15 protein-coding genes are annotated in these 14661 nt (G+C 67.3%); 5 read left to right on the forward strand and 10 right to left on the reverse strand.

Annotated features, from left to right (window positions below; all coding sequences use genetic code 11):
• Window positions 1-9: 9 nt before the first annotated feature.
• Window positions 10-594: a hypothetical protein gene (locus tag ABEA39_RS00135; protein WP_345371828.1), complete on the forward strand. Its 585-nt coding sequence runs from the start codon at window positions 10-12 to the stop codon at window positions 592-594.
• 25 nt (window positions 595-619) lie between these two features.
• On the opposite strand, the gene ABEA39_RS00140 is transcribed toward ABEA39_RS00135, so the two are convergent.
• The 9 genes from ABEA39_RS00140 to ABEA39_RS00180 all read right to left on the reverse strand — a co-directional run bounded on the left by ABEA39_RS00140 (window position 620) and on the right by ABEA39_RS00180 (window position 9117).
• Entirely contained in the window at window positions 620-1618 is a 999-nt protein-coding gene (locus ABEA39_RS00140; RefSeq protein WP_345371830.1) for a substrate-binding domain-containing protein, read from the reverse strand.
• An 83-nt stretch (window positions 1619-1701) separates the two neighbouring features.
• Window positions 1702-2946: a multiple monosaccharide ABC transporter permease gene (mmsB, locus tag ABEA39_RS00145; protein WP_345371832.1), complete on the reverse strand. Its 1245-nt coding sequence runs from the start codon at window positions 2944-2946 to the stop codon at window positions 1702-1704.
• The gene (mmsA, locus tag ABEA39_RS00150; protein ID WP_345371834.1) at window positions 2930-4483 is read right to left on the reverse strand and encodes a multiple monosaccharide ABC transporter ATP-binding protein; all 1554 of its coding nucleotides are present in this window, start codon (window positions 4481-4483) and stop codon (window positions 2930-2932) included. Before mmsA ends, mmsB begins: the two co-directional genes overlap by 17 nt.
• 82 nt (window positions 4484-4565) lie before the next feature.
• Window positions 4566-5705, reverse strand: coding sequence for a multiple monosaccharide ABC transporter substrate-binding protein (gene chvE, locus ABEA39_RS00155; protein ID WP_345371836.1), 1140 nt, complete (start codon window positions 5703-5705; stop codon window positions 4566-4568).
• A 193-nt stretch (window positions 5706-5898) separates the two neighbouring features.
• A complete protein-coding gene (locus ABEA39_RS00160) occupies window positions 5899-6372 on the reverse strand; it encodes a DUF2510 domain-containing protein (protein WP_345371838.1) in 474 nt (157 codons plus the stop codon).
• Between the two features lie 127 nt (window positions 6373-6499).
• Entirely contained in the window at window positions 6500-7312 is an 813-nt protein-coding gene (locus ABEA39_RS00165) for an ABC transporter permease (protein ID WP_345371840.1), read from the reverse strand.
• Window positions 7309-8331: an ATP-binding cassette domain-containing protein gene (locus ABEA39_RS00170; protein ID WP_345371843.1), complete on the reverse strand. Its 1023-nt coding sequence runs from the start codon at window positions 8329-8331 to the stop codon at window positions 7309-7311. The genes ABEA39_RS00165 and ABEA39_RS00170 overlap by 4 nt, the downstream gene beginning before the upstream one ends.
• 53 nt (window positions 8332-8384) lie before the next feature.
• Window positions 8385-8888 (reverse strand): Clp protease N-terminal domain-containing protein, encoded by a 504-nt coding sequence (locus ABEA39_RS00175; RefSeq protein WP_345371845.1) that lies wholly within the window; start codon window positions 8886-8888, stop codon window positions 8385-8387.
• The gene (locus ABEA39_RS00180; protein WP_345371847.1) at window positions 8881-9117 is read right to left on the reverse strand and encodes a helix-turn-helix domain-containing protein; all 237 of its coding nucleotides are present in this window, start codon (window positions 9115-9117) and stop codon (window positions 8881-8883) included. Before ABEA39_RS00180 ends, ABEA39_RS00175 begins: the two co-directional genes overlap by 8 nt.
• A gap of 187 nt (window positions 9118-9304) precedes the next feature.
• Here ABEA39_RS00180 and ABEA39_RS00185 point away from each other — a divergent pair, with 187 nt between their 5' ends.
• The gene (locus ABEA39_RS00185; RefSeq protein ID WP_345371849.1) at window positions 9305-11296 is read left to right on the forward strand and encodes a primary-amine oxidase; all 1992 of its coding nucleotides are present in this window, start codon (window positions 9305-9307) and stop codon (window positions 11294-11296) included.
• 13 nt (window positions 11297-11309) lie between these two features.
• A complete protein-coding gene (locus ABEA39_RS00190; RefSeq protein ID WP_345371851.1) occupies window positions 11310-11792 on the forward strand; it encodes a nuclear transport factor 2 family protein in 483 nt (160 codons plus the stop codon).
• Between the two features lie 6 nt (window positions 11793-11798).
• Here the strand turns inward: ABEA39_RS00190 and ABEA39_RS00195 are convergent, their stop codons facing one another.
• Window positions 11799-12395, reverse strand: a complete 597-nt coding sequence (locus ABEA39_RS00195) for a TetR/AcrR family transcriptional regulator (RefSeq protein ID WP_345371853.1) — start codon at window positions 12393-12395, stop codon at window positions 11799-11801.
• A 188-nt stretch (window positions 12396-12583) separates the two neighbouring features.
• Between ABEA39_RS00195 and ABEA39_RS00200 the strand changes: the two genes are divergently transcribed.
• Window positions 12584-14047 (forward strand): APC family permease, encoded by a 1464-nt coding sequence (locus tag ABEA39_RS00200; protein ID WP_345371855.1) that lies wholly within the window; start codon window positions 12584-12586, stop codon window positions 14045-14047.
• A 15-nt stretch (window positions 14048-14062) separates the two neighbouring features.
• A complete protein-coding gene (locus tag ABEA39_RS00205) occupies window positions 14063-14626 on the forward strand; it encodes a hypothetical protein (protein WP_345371857.1) in 564 nt (187 codons plus the stop codon).
• The last annotated feature ends 35 nt before the right edge of the window (window positions 14627-14661 follow it).

A 14661-nucleotide genomic window follows, 5' to 3' on the forward strand; every position in this document is an offset into this window, starting at 1 on the left:
CGTTCAGGAATGGGGCAGATTCTCGACGCGCGACAGCAGGCCGCCGGTGAGGCCTGTGTCGCAGCGATCCTCGCCGCGGGATCGACGCGGCTCTCGGTCGACGATCTGCGGGCGGCGGCCGGAATCTCGAAGCGAACCTTCCACCGGTACTTCCCCTACAAGGCGCAGGCGATCCGTCCGCACTACGCGGCCATGACGGCGAACTTCGCCGAGAGCCTGGCGGCCGAGCGGCTCGACTCGGTCGAGTCCTGGACTCATGCCTGGGCGGCGGTGGTCCTGGGCCCCGACCCCTCGCGGAGCCTGCGCCTGTTCGAACTCGTCCGCGCCGACGCCGAATTCTGGTCGGTGTTCCTCGAGGTGGTCGAAGACGGCGAGCGGGAGTTCGCCGAGTCGCTTCGACACCGGACACCGAGCGACCCCGCTGCGGCGGATGCTCAGGCGGCGGCAGACCTCTCCCTGGCCGCCGACGTCACCGCAGTCGCCCTCGTGGCGTCGTCGCGGCTCGCCCTCCTTGCAGCGACTCAGGAGGGTCGCGATCCCGTCGAGGCCTTCCGGTCGTATCTCCACGCCTTCGATCCGCCGCTGGTGCGGTAGCGATAGCGGGGGATGCCCGGGCCGCTCAGTCGGCCAGCGACCGCGTGGACGACCGCACGATCAGGTCGGGCACCCGCTGCCCCGGGTCGCCGACCGTCGGGTCGTCCCCCCGGATCACGGCCTCGACCGCGCGCATCAGGTCGCGGCCGAGGCCTTCGAAGTCCTGCCGCATGGTGGTCAGCGGCGGGTGGAAGTGCGCCGCCTCGGGGATGTCGTCGAACCCGATGACGCTGATCCGCCCGGGCACGTCGACCCCCTTCTCGACGAAGGCGTGCAGCACTCCGAGCGCCATCTGGTCATTGCCGCAGAAGACCGCGGTGAAGTCGTCGCGGTCGGCGAGCTCGAGCCCGACCCGGTAGCCGCTGTCGGGCGTCCAATCGCCTCGGAGGACGTGGGGAACGGGGGATCCGAGGCGCGAGACGACCGATCGCCAGCCCTCCTCGCGGGCGCGTGCATCCGTCCACGACGCCGGGCCGGCCAGATGGACGATCGACCGGTGGCCGAGGGAGACGAGGTGCTCGGTGGCGGCGACCGCGCCGCCGAACTGGTCCAGCGAGACGCCGAGGAAGCCCTCGTAGTCGCCGCTGTCCGCGACCACCAGGGGCACCTGGACGTCGACCGCCTGGATCGCCTCGATCGCCGCCGCATCGGGGGCGATCAAGACGATGGCCTCGACGTTCTGGCCGAGCAGGGCATCCACCGCGATTCGCATCGCCCCGGGCTCGGACTGGCCGAGGGTCGCCGTCGACACCTGGTAGCCGGCGAGTCGCGCCGCCACGTCGAAGCCCTGCATGATGCTCGACGGGCCGAACAGCGGGCCCCCCGTCGAGATGAGGCCCAGCGACCGAGCCCGACGGCCGGCGAGGGCTCGGGCGGCGGCGCTCGGCCGGTAGTTGAGCTTGGCGATCGCGTCTTCGACACGGGCCTTGGTCGTCGGGCGGACGTTCTTGTCGCCGTTCAGCACCCGCGAGACCGTCTGGTGCGAGACGCCGGCCTCGGCGGCCACGTCGAAGATGTTCGTCACAGCCTGATCCTAGGTCTCGGAACGAGGAAGGGAGGCGGACATGACGTCCGCCTCCCTCCACCGCAGTCACGGTGTGAAGCGGGCTATTTGAGCGAGGATGCGGCGCGACGCTTGTTGAACACGTCGAACGCCACCGCTGCCAGCAGCACGAGGCCCTTGATCAGCGACTGGTACTCCGTGCCCACGCCGAGGATCGACATGCCGTTGTTGAGGATGCCGATGATCAGACCACCGATGATGGCGCCCGGCACCGTGCCGATGCCGCCGGTGACGGCCGCGCCGCCGATGAAGACTGCGGCGATGGCGTCCAGCTCGAAGCCGGAGCCGGCGCTCGGGCTGGCGAGGTTGAGCTGGCCGGTGAACACCAGGCCGGCGAGGGCAGAGATCACGCCCATGTTCACGAACAGGAGGAAGGTCACGCGCTTGGTCTTGACGCCGGAGAGCGAGGCCGCCTGCAGGTTGCCGCCGATGGCGTAGACGTGGCGTCCGAACACCGAGTTGCGCATCACCGAGGCGTAGATGACGACGAGGGCGCCGAGCACGACCAGGACGATCGGCGTGCCGCTGTAGCTGGCGAGCAGGAAGGCCACGTAGACCACGAGGGCCACGGTGAAGGCCATCTTGACGATGAACCAGGCGAACGGCTCGTCCTCCAGCTCGTACTTGCGGCGAACCGCACGGCCCCGGAACCCGGAGAGGACGATGGCGACGGCGGCGACGGCACCGATCACGAGCGTCAGCGGCTCGTAGCCGGAGGTGCCGAACGACGGCAGGAACCCCGAGCCCAGTGCGCGGAACGCGTCGGGGAACGGCGAGATCTGCTGGTTCTGGAGGGCGATCTGGGCCGCACCGCGGAACGCGAGCATGCCGGCCAGCGTGACGATGAATGCGGGGATGCCGAAGTACGCGACCCAGAAACCCTGCCAGGCGCCGACGAGACCGCCGAGGATCAGGCAGAGGATGATCGCCAGCCACCAGGGCAGGCCCCACTGCGTGATCATCACGCCGCTCATCGCGCCGATGAAGGCCACGACCGAGCCGACCGACAGGTCGATGTGGCCGGCGATGATGATCATCACCATGCCGATGGCGAGGATCAGGATGTAGCTGTTCTGGATCACCAGGTTCGACACGTTGATCGGTGCCAGCGTGATGCCGTGCGTCGTGATCTGGAAGAACAGCACGATGACGATCAGGGCGATGAAGAGCCCGATCTGCCGCAGCTGCCCGGTCAGGTAGTTGAGGGCTGTGCCGATGGGCCCGCCGGCACCCGGGTTCGTCGGGTCGGGGAGGGACTGGGTGGGCTTGAGGTCACTCGGAGCGCTCATTGACGGGAGCCTCTCGTTCTAGGGTCATGAATTTGAGCAGGGACTCGGGGGTCGCTTGGTCACGAGGCACGTCGGCCGTGATGCGTCCCTCCGAGAGGGTGTAGATGCGGTCGCAGATGCCGAGGAGCTCCGGAAGTTCGGAGGAGATGACGATGACGCCCTTCCCCTGGTCGGCGAGCGCGTTGATGATCGTGTAGATCTCGTACTTTGCGCCGACGTCGATGCCGCGGGTCGGTTCGTCGAGGATCAGGACGTCGGGATCCGAGTACATCCACTTCGACAGCACGACCTTCTGCTGGTTGCCGCCGGAGAGCTTGCCCGTCAGCACCGACACGTTCGGCGCCTTGATGTTCATGCTCTTGCGGTAGCCGTCGGCGACGGTGGTCTCCTTCGAGCCGTCGACGAAGCCGAGGTGCTCGAGCTTGCCGAGGGCGGCGCCCGAGATGTTCCGCTTGATGTCGTCGATGAGGTTCAGGCCGTAGCGCTTGCGGTCTTCGGTGGCGTACGCGAGACCGTTCTCGATCGCGCGCGAGACGGTGTTCGTCTTGATCGGCACGCCCCGCTTGTAGACGGTGCCCGAGATGTTCGTGCCGTAGCTGTGCCCGAAGACGCTCATCGCGAGTTCGGTCCGCCCGGCACCCATGAGGCCCGCGATCCCGACGATCTCGCCGGCGCGGACGTTGAGGTTCGCCTGGTGGACGATCTCGCGCGTCGCGTCGAGGGGGTGGTGGACGGTCCAGTCCTCGATGCGCAGGAGTTCCTCGCCGATCGACGGCATGTGCTCCGGGTAGCGGCTCTCGAGGTCGCGTCCGACCATCGCCTTGATGATCCGATCTTCCGACACCTCGTCGGCGTGCATGTCGAGGGTCTCGATGGTCTTGCCGTCGCGGATGATGGTGACCTTGTCGGCGATCGCCTTGATCTCGTTCAGCTTGTGGCTGATGATGATCGACGTGATGCCCTGCCCCTGGAGGCTCTTGATCAGGTCGAGCAGGTGGGCGGAGTCGTCGTCGTTGAGGGCCGCCGTCGGCTCGTCGAGGATCAGCAGCTTCACTCGCTTCGAGAGCGCCTTGGCGATCTCGACGAGCTGCTGCTTGCCGACGCCGATGTCGGTGATCTTCGTGACCGGGTTGTCGCGCAGGCCCACCCGGGCCAGCAGCTTCGCGGCCTCGAGGTTGGTGGCGTTCCAGTCGATGAAGCCGCGCTTGGAGCGCTCGTTGCCCAGGAAGATGTTCTCGGCGATCGAGAGGAACGGGCTGAGGGCCAGCTCCTGGTGGATGATGACGACCCCCGCATCCTCGGAGTCGTTGATGTTCTTGAAATCGACGGGCTGCCCGTCGAGCAGGATCTGGCCGTCGAAGCTGCCGGCGGGGTAGACGCCCGACAGCACCTTCATGAGGGTCGACTTCCCGGCGCCGTTCTCTCCGCAGATGGCGTGTACCTGGCCGCGTTCGACCTCGAGGGACACGTTCTGGAGAGCCTTGACGCCCGGGAAGGTCTTGGTGATGTCACGCATCTCGAGGATGGTGTTCGCCACGGAAGTGTCCTTACCTTCGTTGGTCATGACAGGGGAGGGGGAGGCGGGCGGCGCTCGGCCGCCCGCTCCCGGTGACGCTGAGCTACTTGAGGTCGGCCTCGGTGTAGTAGCCGCTGTCGATCAGGACGCTCTTGTAGTTGTCCTTCGTGACGACGGTCGGCTGGAACAGGAAGGTCGGGACGACCTTGACCTTGTTGTTGTAGCTCTTGGTGTCGTTGACGGTCGGCGTCTTGCCGTTCAGCAGGTCGTCGGCCATCGTGACGGACTCGGTCGCGAGCTTGCGGGTGTCCTTGTAGATGGTCGAGTACTGCTGGCCGGCGATGATCGACTTGACCGAGGCGGCCTCGGCGTCCTGGCCGGTGATGGTCGGCAGCGGCTTGGAGGCCGTGCCGTAGCCGGCGCCCTGGAGAGCCGAGATGATGCCGATCGACATGCCGTCGTAGGGCGAGAGCACGCCGCTGAGCTCGGCGCCGCCGGAGTACGACTTGGCGATCAGGTTCTGCATGCGGGCCTTGGCGGTCGCCGGGTCCCACTGCAGGGTGGCGGCCTGGGTGAAGCCGGTCTGACCGGAGGCGACGATGAGCGTGCCGTCGTCGATGTAGGGCTTGAGCGTCGCCATCGCGCCGTTGAAGAAGAACGTGGCGTTGTTGTCGTCGGGGCTGCCGGCGAAGAGCTCGATGTTCAGGCCCTTCTTGGCACCGGTCGCCTTACCGGAGGAGTCGATGACGCCCATGCCGGTGAGGAGGCTGTTGGCCTGGTCGACGCCGACCTTGTAGTTGTCGAACGACACGTAGTAGTCGACGTTCTTGTCGCCGGTGAGGAGGCGGTCGTAGGAGATGACCTTGATGCCGGCCTTGGCGGCGGCGTCGAGCTGGTCGCTCAGCGAGCCGCCGTCGATCGAGGCGATGATGAGCACCTTGGCGCCCTTGGTGATCATGTTGCTGACCTGCTGCGCCTGGGTGGGGATCTTGTTGTCGGCGTACTCGAGGTCGACCTTGTAGCCCTTTTTCACGAGGTCGCTCTTGACGGCGTTGCCGTCCTTGATCCAGCGCTCGGAGACCTTGGTCGGCATGGCGACGCCGATGAGAGCGCCCTTGTTCGAGCCGGCGGCAGCGGTGCCCCCGGCAGAGGTGCCCGCGCGGCCGCCGGAGCAGGCGCTGAGCGAGAGGGTCAGTGCGAGGCCGAGGACGGCGACGCCGGTGAAGTACTTCTTCGTCTTCATGGGAATCCTTCGTTGGATGTGATCGTGCTGGGTGTCTCGTGGTACTTCCGTCGGCGCCCGCGGTGGTTATGTGAGCGCTAACAACTTGGGCAACAGTAGAGCACCGATCGACCGAAAAGAAACCCCTCGGATCACTTTTCGGTAACTGTCGCGACCTACTCCCGGTCGGTTTCAGACCGAGAACGGGGGATGCTCAGACCGGCCCCGGTCCGCCTGCGAACTTCGGGACCGCGGCGACGACGGCCGCCTCCAGTCGCGTCACGAAGGCCTGCCAGTCGGCGGCGGGCGTGCGCGGGTCGCGGCGCAACGACGTTTCGGAGAGCAGGCCGGGCCGCGACCCGGTGCGGTTCGCGGCCCGACTCCCGACCAGCGCGACGTCGAAGGTCTGGCCGTTCTTCGACACGAGGAGGGCCTGGACCGTGTGCAGGTCGATCCGTTGGAGCGGCGGCCGATCGGGCTTCGGCCGGTAGAGCAGGTGGCCGCCGGCCAGCTCGGCGTAGCCGGTCGTGCCGCGGACGAGGAGCGGCCCGTCGTCCGCGGTCGGCGGGGCCGCGGCGGCGGGGGCGACGCGCTCGGTCCACTGCTCGCCGTTCCACCAGCGCACCTGCCCGGCGACCCCGTCGGGGTACCAGCCGGGCGGCGTCGCCGGCGGCGGCAGGTCGGTCATCGGGCGCATCCGTTCATGCCGCGTGAGCGTACACGCCCGAGAGCGCGAAGAACGCGCGATTTCACGGAGAACGCGCCCGTTAAAGGGCGCGCTTTCCGTGAAATCGCGCGCTCTCCGGGCCGGCGCCTCAGGCGCGGCGCATGTAGGCCCGCACCGTGAGCGGAGCGAAGACCGCGACGATCACGGCGGCTCCGATCAGGGCGAAGAGGATGTCGCTGGTCCACTGGCCGCTGTTCGTGAGGTCGCGCACGGCGGTGATCAAATGCGAGACCGGGTTCGCCTGCGCGAAGTCGCGGAGCCACGAAGGCAGCGTCTTGGTCGGCACGAAGGCGTTGGAGAGGAACGTCAGCGGGAAGAGCACCAGGAACGAGATGCCCTGCACGCTCGATGCGCTGCGGGCGATGACCCCGAAGAACGCGAAGATCCAGCTGAGCGCCCAGGCGCAGACGATCACCAGGAGCCCGGCGACGACGACGAGGCCGAAGCCGCCGTCGGGGCGCCAGCCGATGATGAAGCCGACCACGAAGGTGATCGTCGTGGCGATCGCGTAGCGGACCGTGTCGGCGAGAAGCGCTCCGGCCAGCGGCGCGATGCGGGCGATGGGCAGCGACTTGAACCGGTCGAACACGCCCTTGTCCATGTCTTCTCGCAACTGCACCCCGGTCGTGACGGAGCCCGTGATGACCGTCTGCACGAGGATGCCCGGGATGATCACCGGCAGGTAGCTCGCGACGTTCCCCGAGATGGCCCCGCCGAAGAGGTAGGTGAACATGACCGTGAAGATGATCGGCTGCAGCGTGACGTCGATCAGCTGCTCGGGGGTGCGGCGCACCTTGAGCAGACCGCGGTACGCCATGGTCAGCGAGTTGCGGATCGTCTGGCCGAGGCTGGTGTGGTTCTTCAGGTGCCGGTCGATGCCGGGGACGATCGTGGTGGTCATGCGCGGACCTTGCCCTTCGAGGCGGGGGAGTCGGAATCGGACGACGGCTCGGACGAGGACGAGTCCTCGGCCGAGTGGCCGGTGATGGTGAGGAAGACCTCGTCGAGCGTCGGCTTCTGCACGCTCATCTCGGTGACGCGGACCCCGCCTTCGCGCAGGGCGAGCAGCAGGTCGGCGACGCGATCGACGTCTTCCATCGGGACCGTGAGGCGCGAGGCCTCGGGCGAGACGGTCGCAGAGAGGTGGAGGTTCTCGGTGATGATGCGCCGTGCATCCTGCGTCTCGGTCCGCCCTTCGAAACGGAGGGTGAGCGACGAGTTGCCCACCGAGGCCTTGAGCTCGTCGGGGGTGCCCTCGGCCACGACGCGACCGCGGTCGATGACGGCGATGCGCTCGGCCAACTGGTCGGCCTCGTCGAGCATCTGCGTGGTGAGCAGGATCGTGGAGCCGCTGTCGACGAGACGGCGGATGGTCTCCCACATCTGGGCGCGGGTGCGGGGGTCGAGGCCCGTGGTCGGCTCGTCGAGGAAGATGAGCGGCGGCTGGGCGATGAGGCTGGCAGCGAGGTCGAGGCGGCGCCGCATCCCGCCCGAGAACTTCGACAGGGGGCGCTTGGCGGCCTCGGTCAGGTCGAACTCCTCGAGCAGCTCGGTCGACTTGCGGCGGGCCTCGCCACGGCCGAGACCGAGCAGGCGACCGAAGATGACGAGGTTCTCGGTGGCGCTGAGCTTCTCGTCGACGGAGGCGAACTGGGCCGTGACGCCGATCAGCTGCCGGACGATCTGGGCCTCGTGGACGACGTCGTGGCCGAACACGCGGGCCGTTCCGCCGTCGGGGCGCAGCAGCGTCGCGAGCATGCTGACCGTGGTCGTCTTGCCGGCGCCGTTCGGGCCGAGCACGCCGTAGACGGAGCCGGTGCGCACGCGCAGGTCGACGCCGTCGACGGCCCGCATCGCGCCGTAGGTCTTGACGAGACCGTCGGCCTCGATCGCCCATTCGGGCGGGGTGGTGGGGGTCATGGGTTCTGCTTTCTGCAGGTCGGGTGAGAAACGGGGGATGCGCGGGCGCGCGGTCAGAGCGTCGCGAGTTCGGCGAGCAGAGCCTCGCGATCGACGTGGGCGAGGGTGAGGAGCCGAGGCACCCGGCCGAGTTCGGCACCGAGGATGCTCTGCACGACCTCGACCTCGGTGACCCGACCCCGGCGGTCCCGGTGGGCGCGGCGCAGTCGGGCCATGGCGTCCTTCAGCGAGGCGCCCGCGTTCGGGCGGCCGCGGTGCACCTTGGGGGAGGCGCCGGGGAACGTGATCGCCGGAAGCCCCGCGGCGGCGAGGCTCTGCTGCCGCTCGGCCGCGAGGGCGGCGTCGATGCTTGCGTAGTCGAGGCCGTGGCGCTCGAGGGCCGAAGCGGCTTTGCCCTTCGAGTGCGAGGCGATGCCGAGGAGCAGGTGTTCGCTCTCGACGGTGGCCGAGCCACGCTCGCCGGCCTCTTTCAGGGCGGCCTTCCACCAGGCGGCGCGGGGCCCCGCGGGTTCGCCGACGAGGTTCGCGGCGTCGTTCGTGTCGGCTGCGTCAGCCATTTCGTCTCCTGAGTTCGATGCCGGCGTCGGCGATGCGGCGCAGGTGCTTCTTGTGGACGGCCTGGCGGGTGACGCCGAGCGCTTGCGCGACCTGCGACCACGACCAGCCTTCGCGCATGGCGCGCTCGACCTCGGCGTCTTCCATCTGGTCGGCGAGCTCGCGGAGGGCCACGACCGCGGCGAGACCGTCGGCGGGGCCGCCGACGGGTGGGGGAGTGACCGGGTTCATGGGAGCAACCCTGGTTGCTTAATAGGCTTTTGTCAACCTTTGTTGCTTAGGAGGTGTGTTGACTCGAGGGGCGGCCCATGGTTGTAACACGCGCGTCACATTCGTTCGATATCTTGGTTCAAGTTGGTCAACCGACAAACATTTGGCGGGATGCTCGGGCAGTCCCGCTGCCGAGGAAGGAACGCTCATGACAACCACAGAAGGTCACGTCGATTCGACGCACGTCGGGCGCGCGGCGCACCCGCTCGACCCGATCTCGGCAGCAGAAGTCGACGCCGTCCGCGAGGCCCTGGTCGCAGCGGGCAGGATCGGAGAGACCACTCGGTTCGCGTCCGTCCAGCTGCACGAGCCGCACAAGCGCGAGGTTCTGGAGTTCAAGGAGGGCGATGCGGTCGACCGCCGCGCTCTCGTGGTCCTGTTGGACCTCGCTGCCGGCGACGTTCACGAGGCCGTCGTCAATGCGACGGCGGCCGAAGTCGAATCGTTCCACCGAATCCCCACCGAGACGCATCCGTACGGTCAGCCCGCCGTCATCATGGAGGAGTTCGAGCGCATCGACGTCGCGGTGAAGTCGGACGCCCGGTGGCAGAAGGCCGTGGCCGAGCGAGGCTTCCTCGATCACGACAAGCTGATCATCCTGCCGCTCGCTCCCGGCTACTTCGGCTTCGAGAACGAGAAGGGCAAGCGCATCATGCGGGCCTTCACTCTCTTCCGCGAGAAGCAGACGGACAGCCCGTGGGCCAATCCCCTCGAAGGGCTCATCGCCTACGTGGACCTCACTGCGGCGAAGGTCGTGGAGCTGTTCGACTACGGCGTCGTGCCGCTGCCGAGCGAGCACGGCAACTTCCGCGAGGGCGACTGGGGCCCGAGCCGCACCGACCTCAAGCCGCTGGAGATCGTGCAGCCCGAGGGCCCCAGCTTCCGGGTCGACGGCCGCCTGGTCGAGTGGCAGAACTGGAAGTTCCGTGTCGGCTTCGATCAGCGGGAAGGCCTCGTCCTGCACCAGCTCTCCTTCCGGGACGGCGACCGGGAGCGCCCGATCATGTACCGCGGCTCGCTGTCGGAGATGGTCGTGCCCTATGCCGATCCCAACCCGATGCGGTTCTGGATCAACTACTTCGACATCGGTGAGTACGGCTTGGGCAAGCTGACGACGAGCCTGCAGAACGGCTGCGACTGCCTGGGGGAGATCCACTACTTCGACGCCGTCCTGGCGGACGACAACGGGGCGCCGTACACGGCGAAGAACGTGGTCTGCCTGCACGAGGAGGACTACGGCGTGCTGTGGAAGCACTCCGAGCTCTACGACGACATGCACGACGAGACCCGGCGCTCCCGGCGCCTGGTGATCTCCTTCTGGACCGCCATCGGCAACTACGACTACGGCTTCTTCTGGTACCTGTACCAGGATGGCACCATCGAGTACGAGGCCAAGCTCACCGGCATCGTCTTCGCCAACGCGCAGCTCGAGGGCACGGAGAACCCCTACGCCACACAGATCGCACCCGGTCTCGTCGCGCCGTTCCATCAGCACCTGTTCAACGTGCGCCTGGACATGACCGTCGACGGCGTCGCCAACACGGTCGAAGAATCGGAGGTCGTCCGTCTCCCGCGGTCGGACGAGAACCCCTTCGGCAACGCGTTCACGGTGAAGTCGACCGCCATCACGTCGGAAGCGGACGCGGGGCGCATGGCCGACCCGCTGATCTCCCGCACCTGGAAGGTCGTGAACCCCGAATCCACCAACCGCCTCGGCCAGCCGGCGTCGTACAAACTGGTGCCCCATGCGAGTCCGGTGCTGCTCGCCGCCGACGGGGCCTCCGTCCGCGACCGTGCCGCCTTCGCGACCAAGCACCTCTGGGTCACGCAGTACGACCCCGCCGAGCGGTACGCGGCGGGCGAGTATCCCAATCAGCATGCGGGCGGTTCCGGCATCCCGGCCTTCCAGGCGGCTGACCGGAACCTGGTGCAAGAAGACGTCGTGCTCTGGCACACGTTCGGCACGACGCACGTTCCGCGTACCGAGGACTGGCCGATCATGCCGGTCGAGTACGCCGGTTTCACGCTGAAGCCGGTGAACTTCTTCGAGCGGAACCCCACTCTGGACCTGCCGAAGCCGACGCTCAAGAACCACTGCGCCCACGGCGCGACCTGCACCTGCGACCACGACCACAACTGAGACGGAGACCACCATGACCATCGAAGAACTGCTCGAGATCGAAGAGATCAAGAACATCCAGCTCGACTACGCCGAGTTCAACGACATGCACGACGTCGAGGGGCTCGTGAACCTCTTCACCGAGGACGCCTACTTGGAGGTCGGCGAGGACTGGGGCGGCACCTGGCAGGGTCGTGATCAGATCCGCAAAGAGTTCACGGCGTGGTTCGAGGAGGCCGGAGAGAATTACAACTCCCTGTATCTCATGACGAACCCGCGCGTGAAGCTCGACAGCCCCACGACAGCCCACGGCCGCTGGAACTTCGTCGACTTCTCGAACCGCCAGGAGGACTCGCCCCTCCTCGTCACCCCCGGCGGCCCCACCAATCCGGTGTGCCTGCTCGGTCTGTACGAGCTGCGTTATCTCAAGACCACTGAGGGCTGGAAGATCAATCAGTACCGTCTGAGCTACTTCTGGCCGAAGCGGGAGTTCAAGGGCGAGTACCTGGACGCCTAGCCTCCGCTACGCGCCCAGCATGTGGACGGTCACGTCGGCGATCACGTTCAGGTCGCCGACGGACCTCACGGGATCGGGATCGCACAGGTACTGGATGATCAGCCCGTCGAGGGCCGCGAGCAGCACCCTCGACACCACGTCGACCGGGGTCTGCGAAGTGCGAGCCGACGCCGCGAGGACGTCGACCAACCAGGACCGCAGAAGCCCCGAATACTGCTCGTACTGCTCCCTCGCGAGCGGTCGCAGCCCCTCGGTGCGCAGGGCGTGCGTCGTGAGCTCGTACTGCATCGTCTGGAGCTGGTCGCGGCTCTGGATCACGCCGTTCCAAAAGCTTCCGAGGCCGGCGCGAATCGTCGCGGCCAGGTCTTTCGGGTCGGCGGCATTGTCGCGGAACGCGAAGGTCGCCTCGTCGATGACGTCCTGGAGGAGGGATGCGAGCAGTTCCTCCTTGCTCGGGAACGTGTAGTGCAGGATTCCGAGGCTGGCGCCGGCTTCGCTGGCGACGGACCGCAGCGTGAGCTTGGCGACTCCGTCCCGCTCGGCGACGCGCCGCGCCGCCTCCACGAACTGCTGCGATCGCACCTCGGTCTTCACATACGCCACGCGCTGCCTCTTTCGTCTAATCCGGTCTCTCGACCAACTCGATTCTACGGATCGACCGGTGTGCAAACCGTCACGCCGCGGCAACACAGCTGTTACATGCAGCCCGTACTCTCTCAACAAGTTGGTCAACCAACTCACTTTTTTCCCGGATCCTGCGATCCTGTTCCCACTGCGAAAGGCAGACGACAATGACCGATACCAAGCTCCCGGAGATGTCTCCGGTGACCGCGGGCGCCGAAGGCGACCCGTTCAAGCTCCGGGGCAAGATGGGCACGCTCGGGCTGATGTTCACGGTGCTCGCGTTCGTCGGGCCCCTTGTCGCCGCCTTCGGCTACATCTCCTTCGACCTGAGCTTCAACGTGGCGGCACCCCTCGCCTTCGTCATCGCAGCGCTCGTGATCCTCCTCTTCGCCCTCGGTTTCACCCGGATGACTCGCTTCGTCCCCAGGGCCGGCGGCTTCTACACGTACATCGCCGAGGGTCTGGGAAAGCCCTTGGGCCTCGGCGGTGCATTCGTCGCGCTGTACACCTACCTCTTCGCGCTGATCAGCTCGTATGCCTTCTCCGCGACGGCGCTGAACAACTTCCTCGGCACGATCTTCCATCTGTCGGCGCTGCCGTGGTGGATCTGCGCCTTGATCATGTGGGCCGTCGTCTCGGTCGTCTCGTACTTCAACATCGAGGTGTCGGCGAAGCTCCTCCTCGTGCTGATGGCCTGCGAGATGGTCATCATCATCGTGTTCGACGCCGTCGTGCTGGCCAAGGGCGGCCCCGAAGGGCTCTCGTCGACTCCCTGGAGCTTCGGCCAGCTCGGCCACGGCTCGACCGGACTCCTGTTCCTCTTCGCCATCGGACTCTTCGTCGGCTTCGAGGCGACCGTCGTCTACCGAGACGAGGTCAAGAATCCGGAAAAGACCGTCCCCCGTGCCACCTATGGCGCCATCATCTTCCTCGGCGTCTTCTACGCCATCACCTGCTACGCCCTGGTCACCGCTCACGGCGCCTCGAAGGCCGTCGCCGACGCGACCAGCAACCCGGCCGGCATGTTCGGGATCTCCCTCAACGCCTACCTCGGCAAGGTCACCGGCGACATCGTCTCGGTCCTGCTCGTCACGAGCATCCTGGCGCTGATCCTGTCGGGCCAGAACATCCTCGCCCGCTACACCCACTCGCTCGGCGTCGACGGGGTCTTCCCCCGTGCGGTCGGCGTCACGCACCCCAAGCACGGCTCGCCCTCGCGGGCCTCGATGGTGGTGTCGGCGATCTTCCTCGTCGTCATCGTCGGTGCCGCTCTCACGCGAGTCGACAGCGTGGCTCTCTACGGCGCCGTCTCGAGCCTCGGCTTCTACGGGCTCCTGCTCATGCTGGTGCTCGTCTCGATCGCGGTCATCGTGTACTTCCGTCGGCACCCGGAGCACCCTGTCGGCATCTGGACCACCGTCGTCGCCCCCGTGATCGCGACCCTGGCCATCGGCACCTGTCTCGTCATCGCCAGCATGAACCTCAGTCTCCTGGTGGCAGGATCGACGGCGCTCGCTGCCGTACTCATCGGGCTCTGCTTCTTCGTCCTCGCCCTGGGGATCGTGCTCGCCGCGATCTACAAGCGCACCCGGCCCGAGACCTACGCCCGCATCGGGCGCAGCATCGACTGACGGAGCGGCACGACCATGAACCCGCTCGTCATGGCGGCGATAATCGGCTTGTCCGGCACCTCCGTCTGCTGCCTGGCCGGTACGGAGCATCGTCGCCTCAAGCGCACCTGGGTCGCGCCCGCCGTGATGATGGCGGCGATGATCCTGCAGGCCGTTCCCGGCGTCGCGAGCGGACCGCTCCTGATCGCGGCTCTCCTGTTGGTCGTGACGATGCCGCTCAGCGTCTCCCGTCCGCGTGAGCAGGTGTCGTCGTCGGCCATGCAGGTGCACCGGGCCCTCTCGGCGCTTCTGATGGCGGCCTTCATCGTCGTCGGGCTGGGGCTCTCGGCCGGTGGCGCCGGTGGCGCAGGTCACGCCCTCGCGGCCGGCGGCACGATGTCCGGCATGCGGATGGTCGCCGTCGGGCCGAGCGCCACCGGGGTGGAGGTCGTCCTCTCCGCCCTCGCTGTGGCCTACCTCGGCTTCTCCGCTTGGACCGCGCGGGCGGCGTTCCGGGCTCGCACGTCGGCCGGGACCTTCGCCGGTGTCGAGGTCGCGACGATGTCCGCCGCCCTGCTCGTGATGACGGTCGCCCTCTAGAACCGACAGCGGCCCCACCCGAGTACGGTCGACGA

The sequence above is a fragment of the Frondihabitans cladoniiphilus genome, assembly GCF_039544345.1.
In the GTDB taxonomy this organism is placed as follows: Bacteria; Actinomycetota; Actinomycetes; order Actinomycetales; family Microbacteriaceae; genus Frondihabitans; species Frondihabitans cladoniiphilus.

Bases quoted from the DNA above. Each gene is read 5' to 3' on its own strand.
- ABEA39_RS00190 (WP_345371851.1), top strand. From the start codon at position 11,310: ATGACCATCGAAGAACTGCTCGAGATCGAAGAGATCAAGAACATCCAG.
- ABEA39_RS00135 (WP_345371828.1), top strand. From the start codon at position 10: ATGGGGCAGATTCTCGACGCGCGACAGCAGGCCGCCGGTGAGGCCTGT.
- ABEA39_RS00200 (WP_345371855.1), top strand. From the start codon at position 12,584: ATGACCGATACCAAGCTCCCGGAGATGTCTCCGGTGACCGCGGGCGCC.
- ABEA39_RS00165 (WP_345371840.1), bottom strand. From the start codon at position 7,312: ATGACCACCACGATCGTCCCCGGCATCGACCGGCACCTGAAGAACCAC.
- ABEA39_RS00180 (WP_345371847.1), bottom strand. From the start codon at position 9,117: ATGAACCCGGTCACTCCCCCACCCGTCGGCGGCCCCGCCGACGGTCTC.
- mmsB (WP_345371832.1), bottom strand. From the start codon at position 2,946: ATGAGCGCTCCGAGTGACCTCAAGCCCACCCAGTCCCTCCCCGACCCG.
- ABEA39_RS00170 (WP_345371843.1), bottom strand. From the start codon at position 8,331: ATGACCCCCACCACCCCGCCCGAATGGGCGATCGAGGCCGACGGTCTC.
- ABEA39_RS00175 (WP_345371845.1), bottom strand. From the start codon at position 8,888: ATGGCTGACGCAGCCGACACGAACGACGCCGCGAACCTCGTCGGCGAA.
- ABEA39_RS00205 (WP_345371857.1), top strand. From the start codon at position 14,063: ATGAACCCGCTCGTCATGGCGGCGATAATCGGCTTGTCCGGCACCTCC.
- ABEA39_RS00185 (WP_345371849.1), top strand. From the start codon at position 9,305: ATGACAACCACAGAAGGTCACGTCGATTCGACGCACGTCGGGCGCGCG.
- chvE (WP_345371836.1), bottom strand. From the start codon at position 5,705: ATGAAGACGAAGAAGTACTTCACCGGCGTCGCCGTCCTCGGCCTCGCA.
- ABEA39_RS00160 (WP_345371838.1), bottom strand. From the start codon at position 6,372: ATGACCGACCTGCCGCCGCCGGCGACGCCGCCCGGCTGGTACCCCGAC.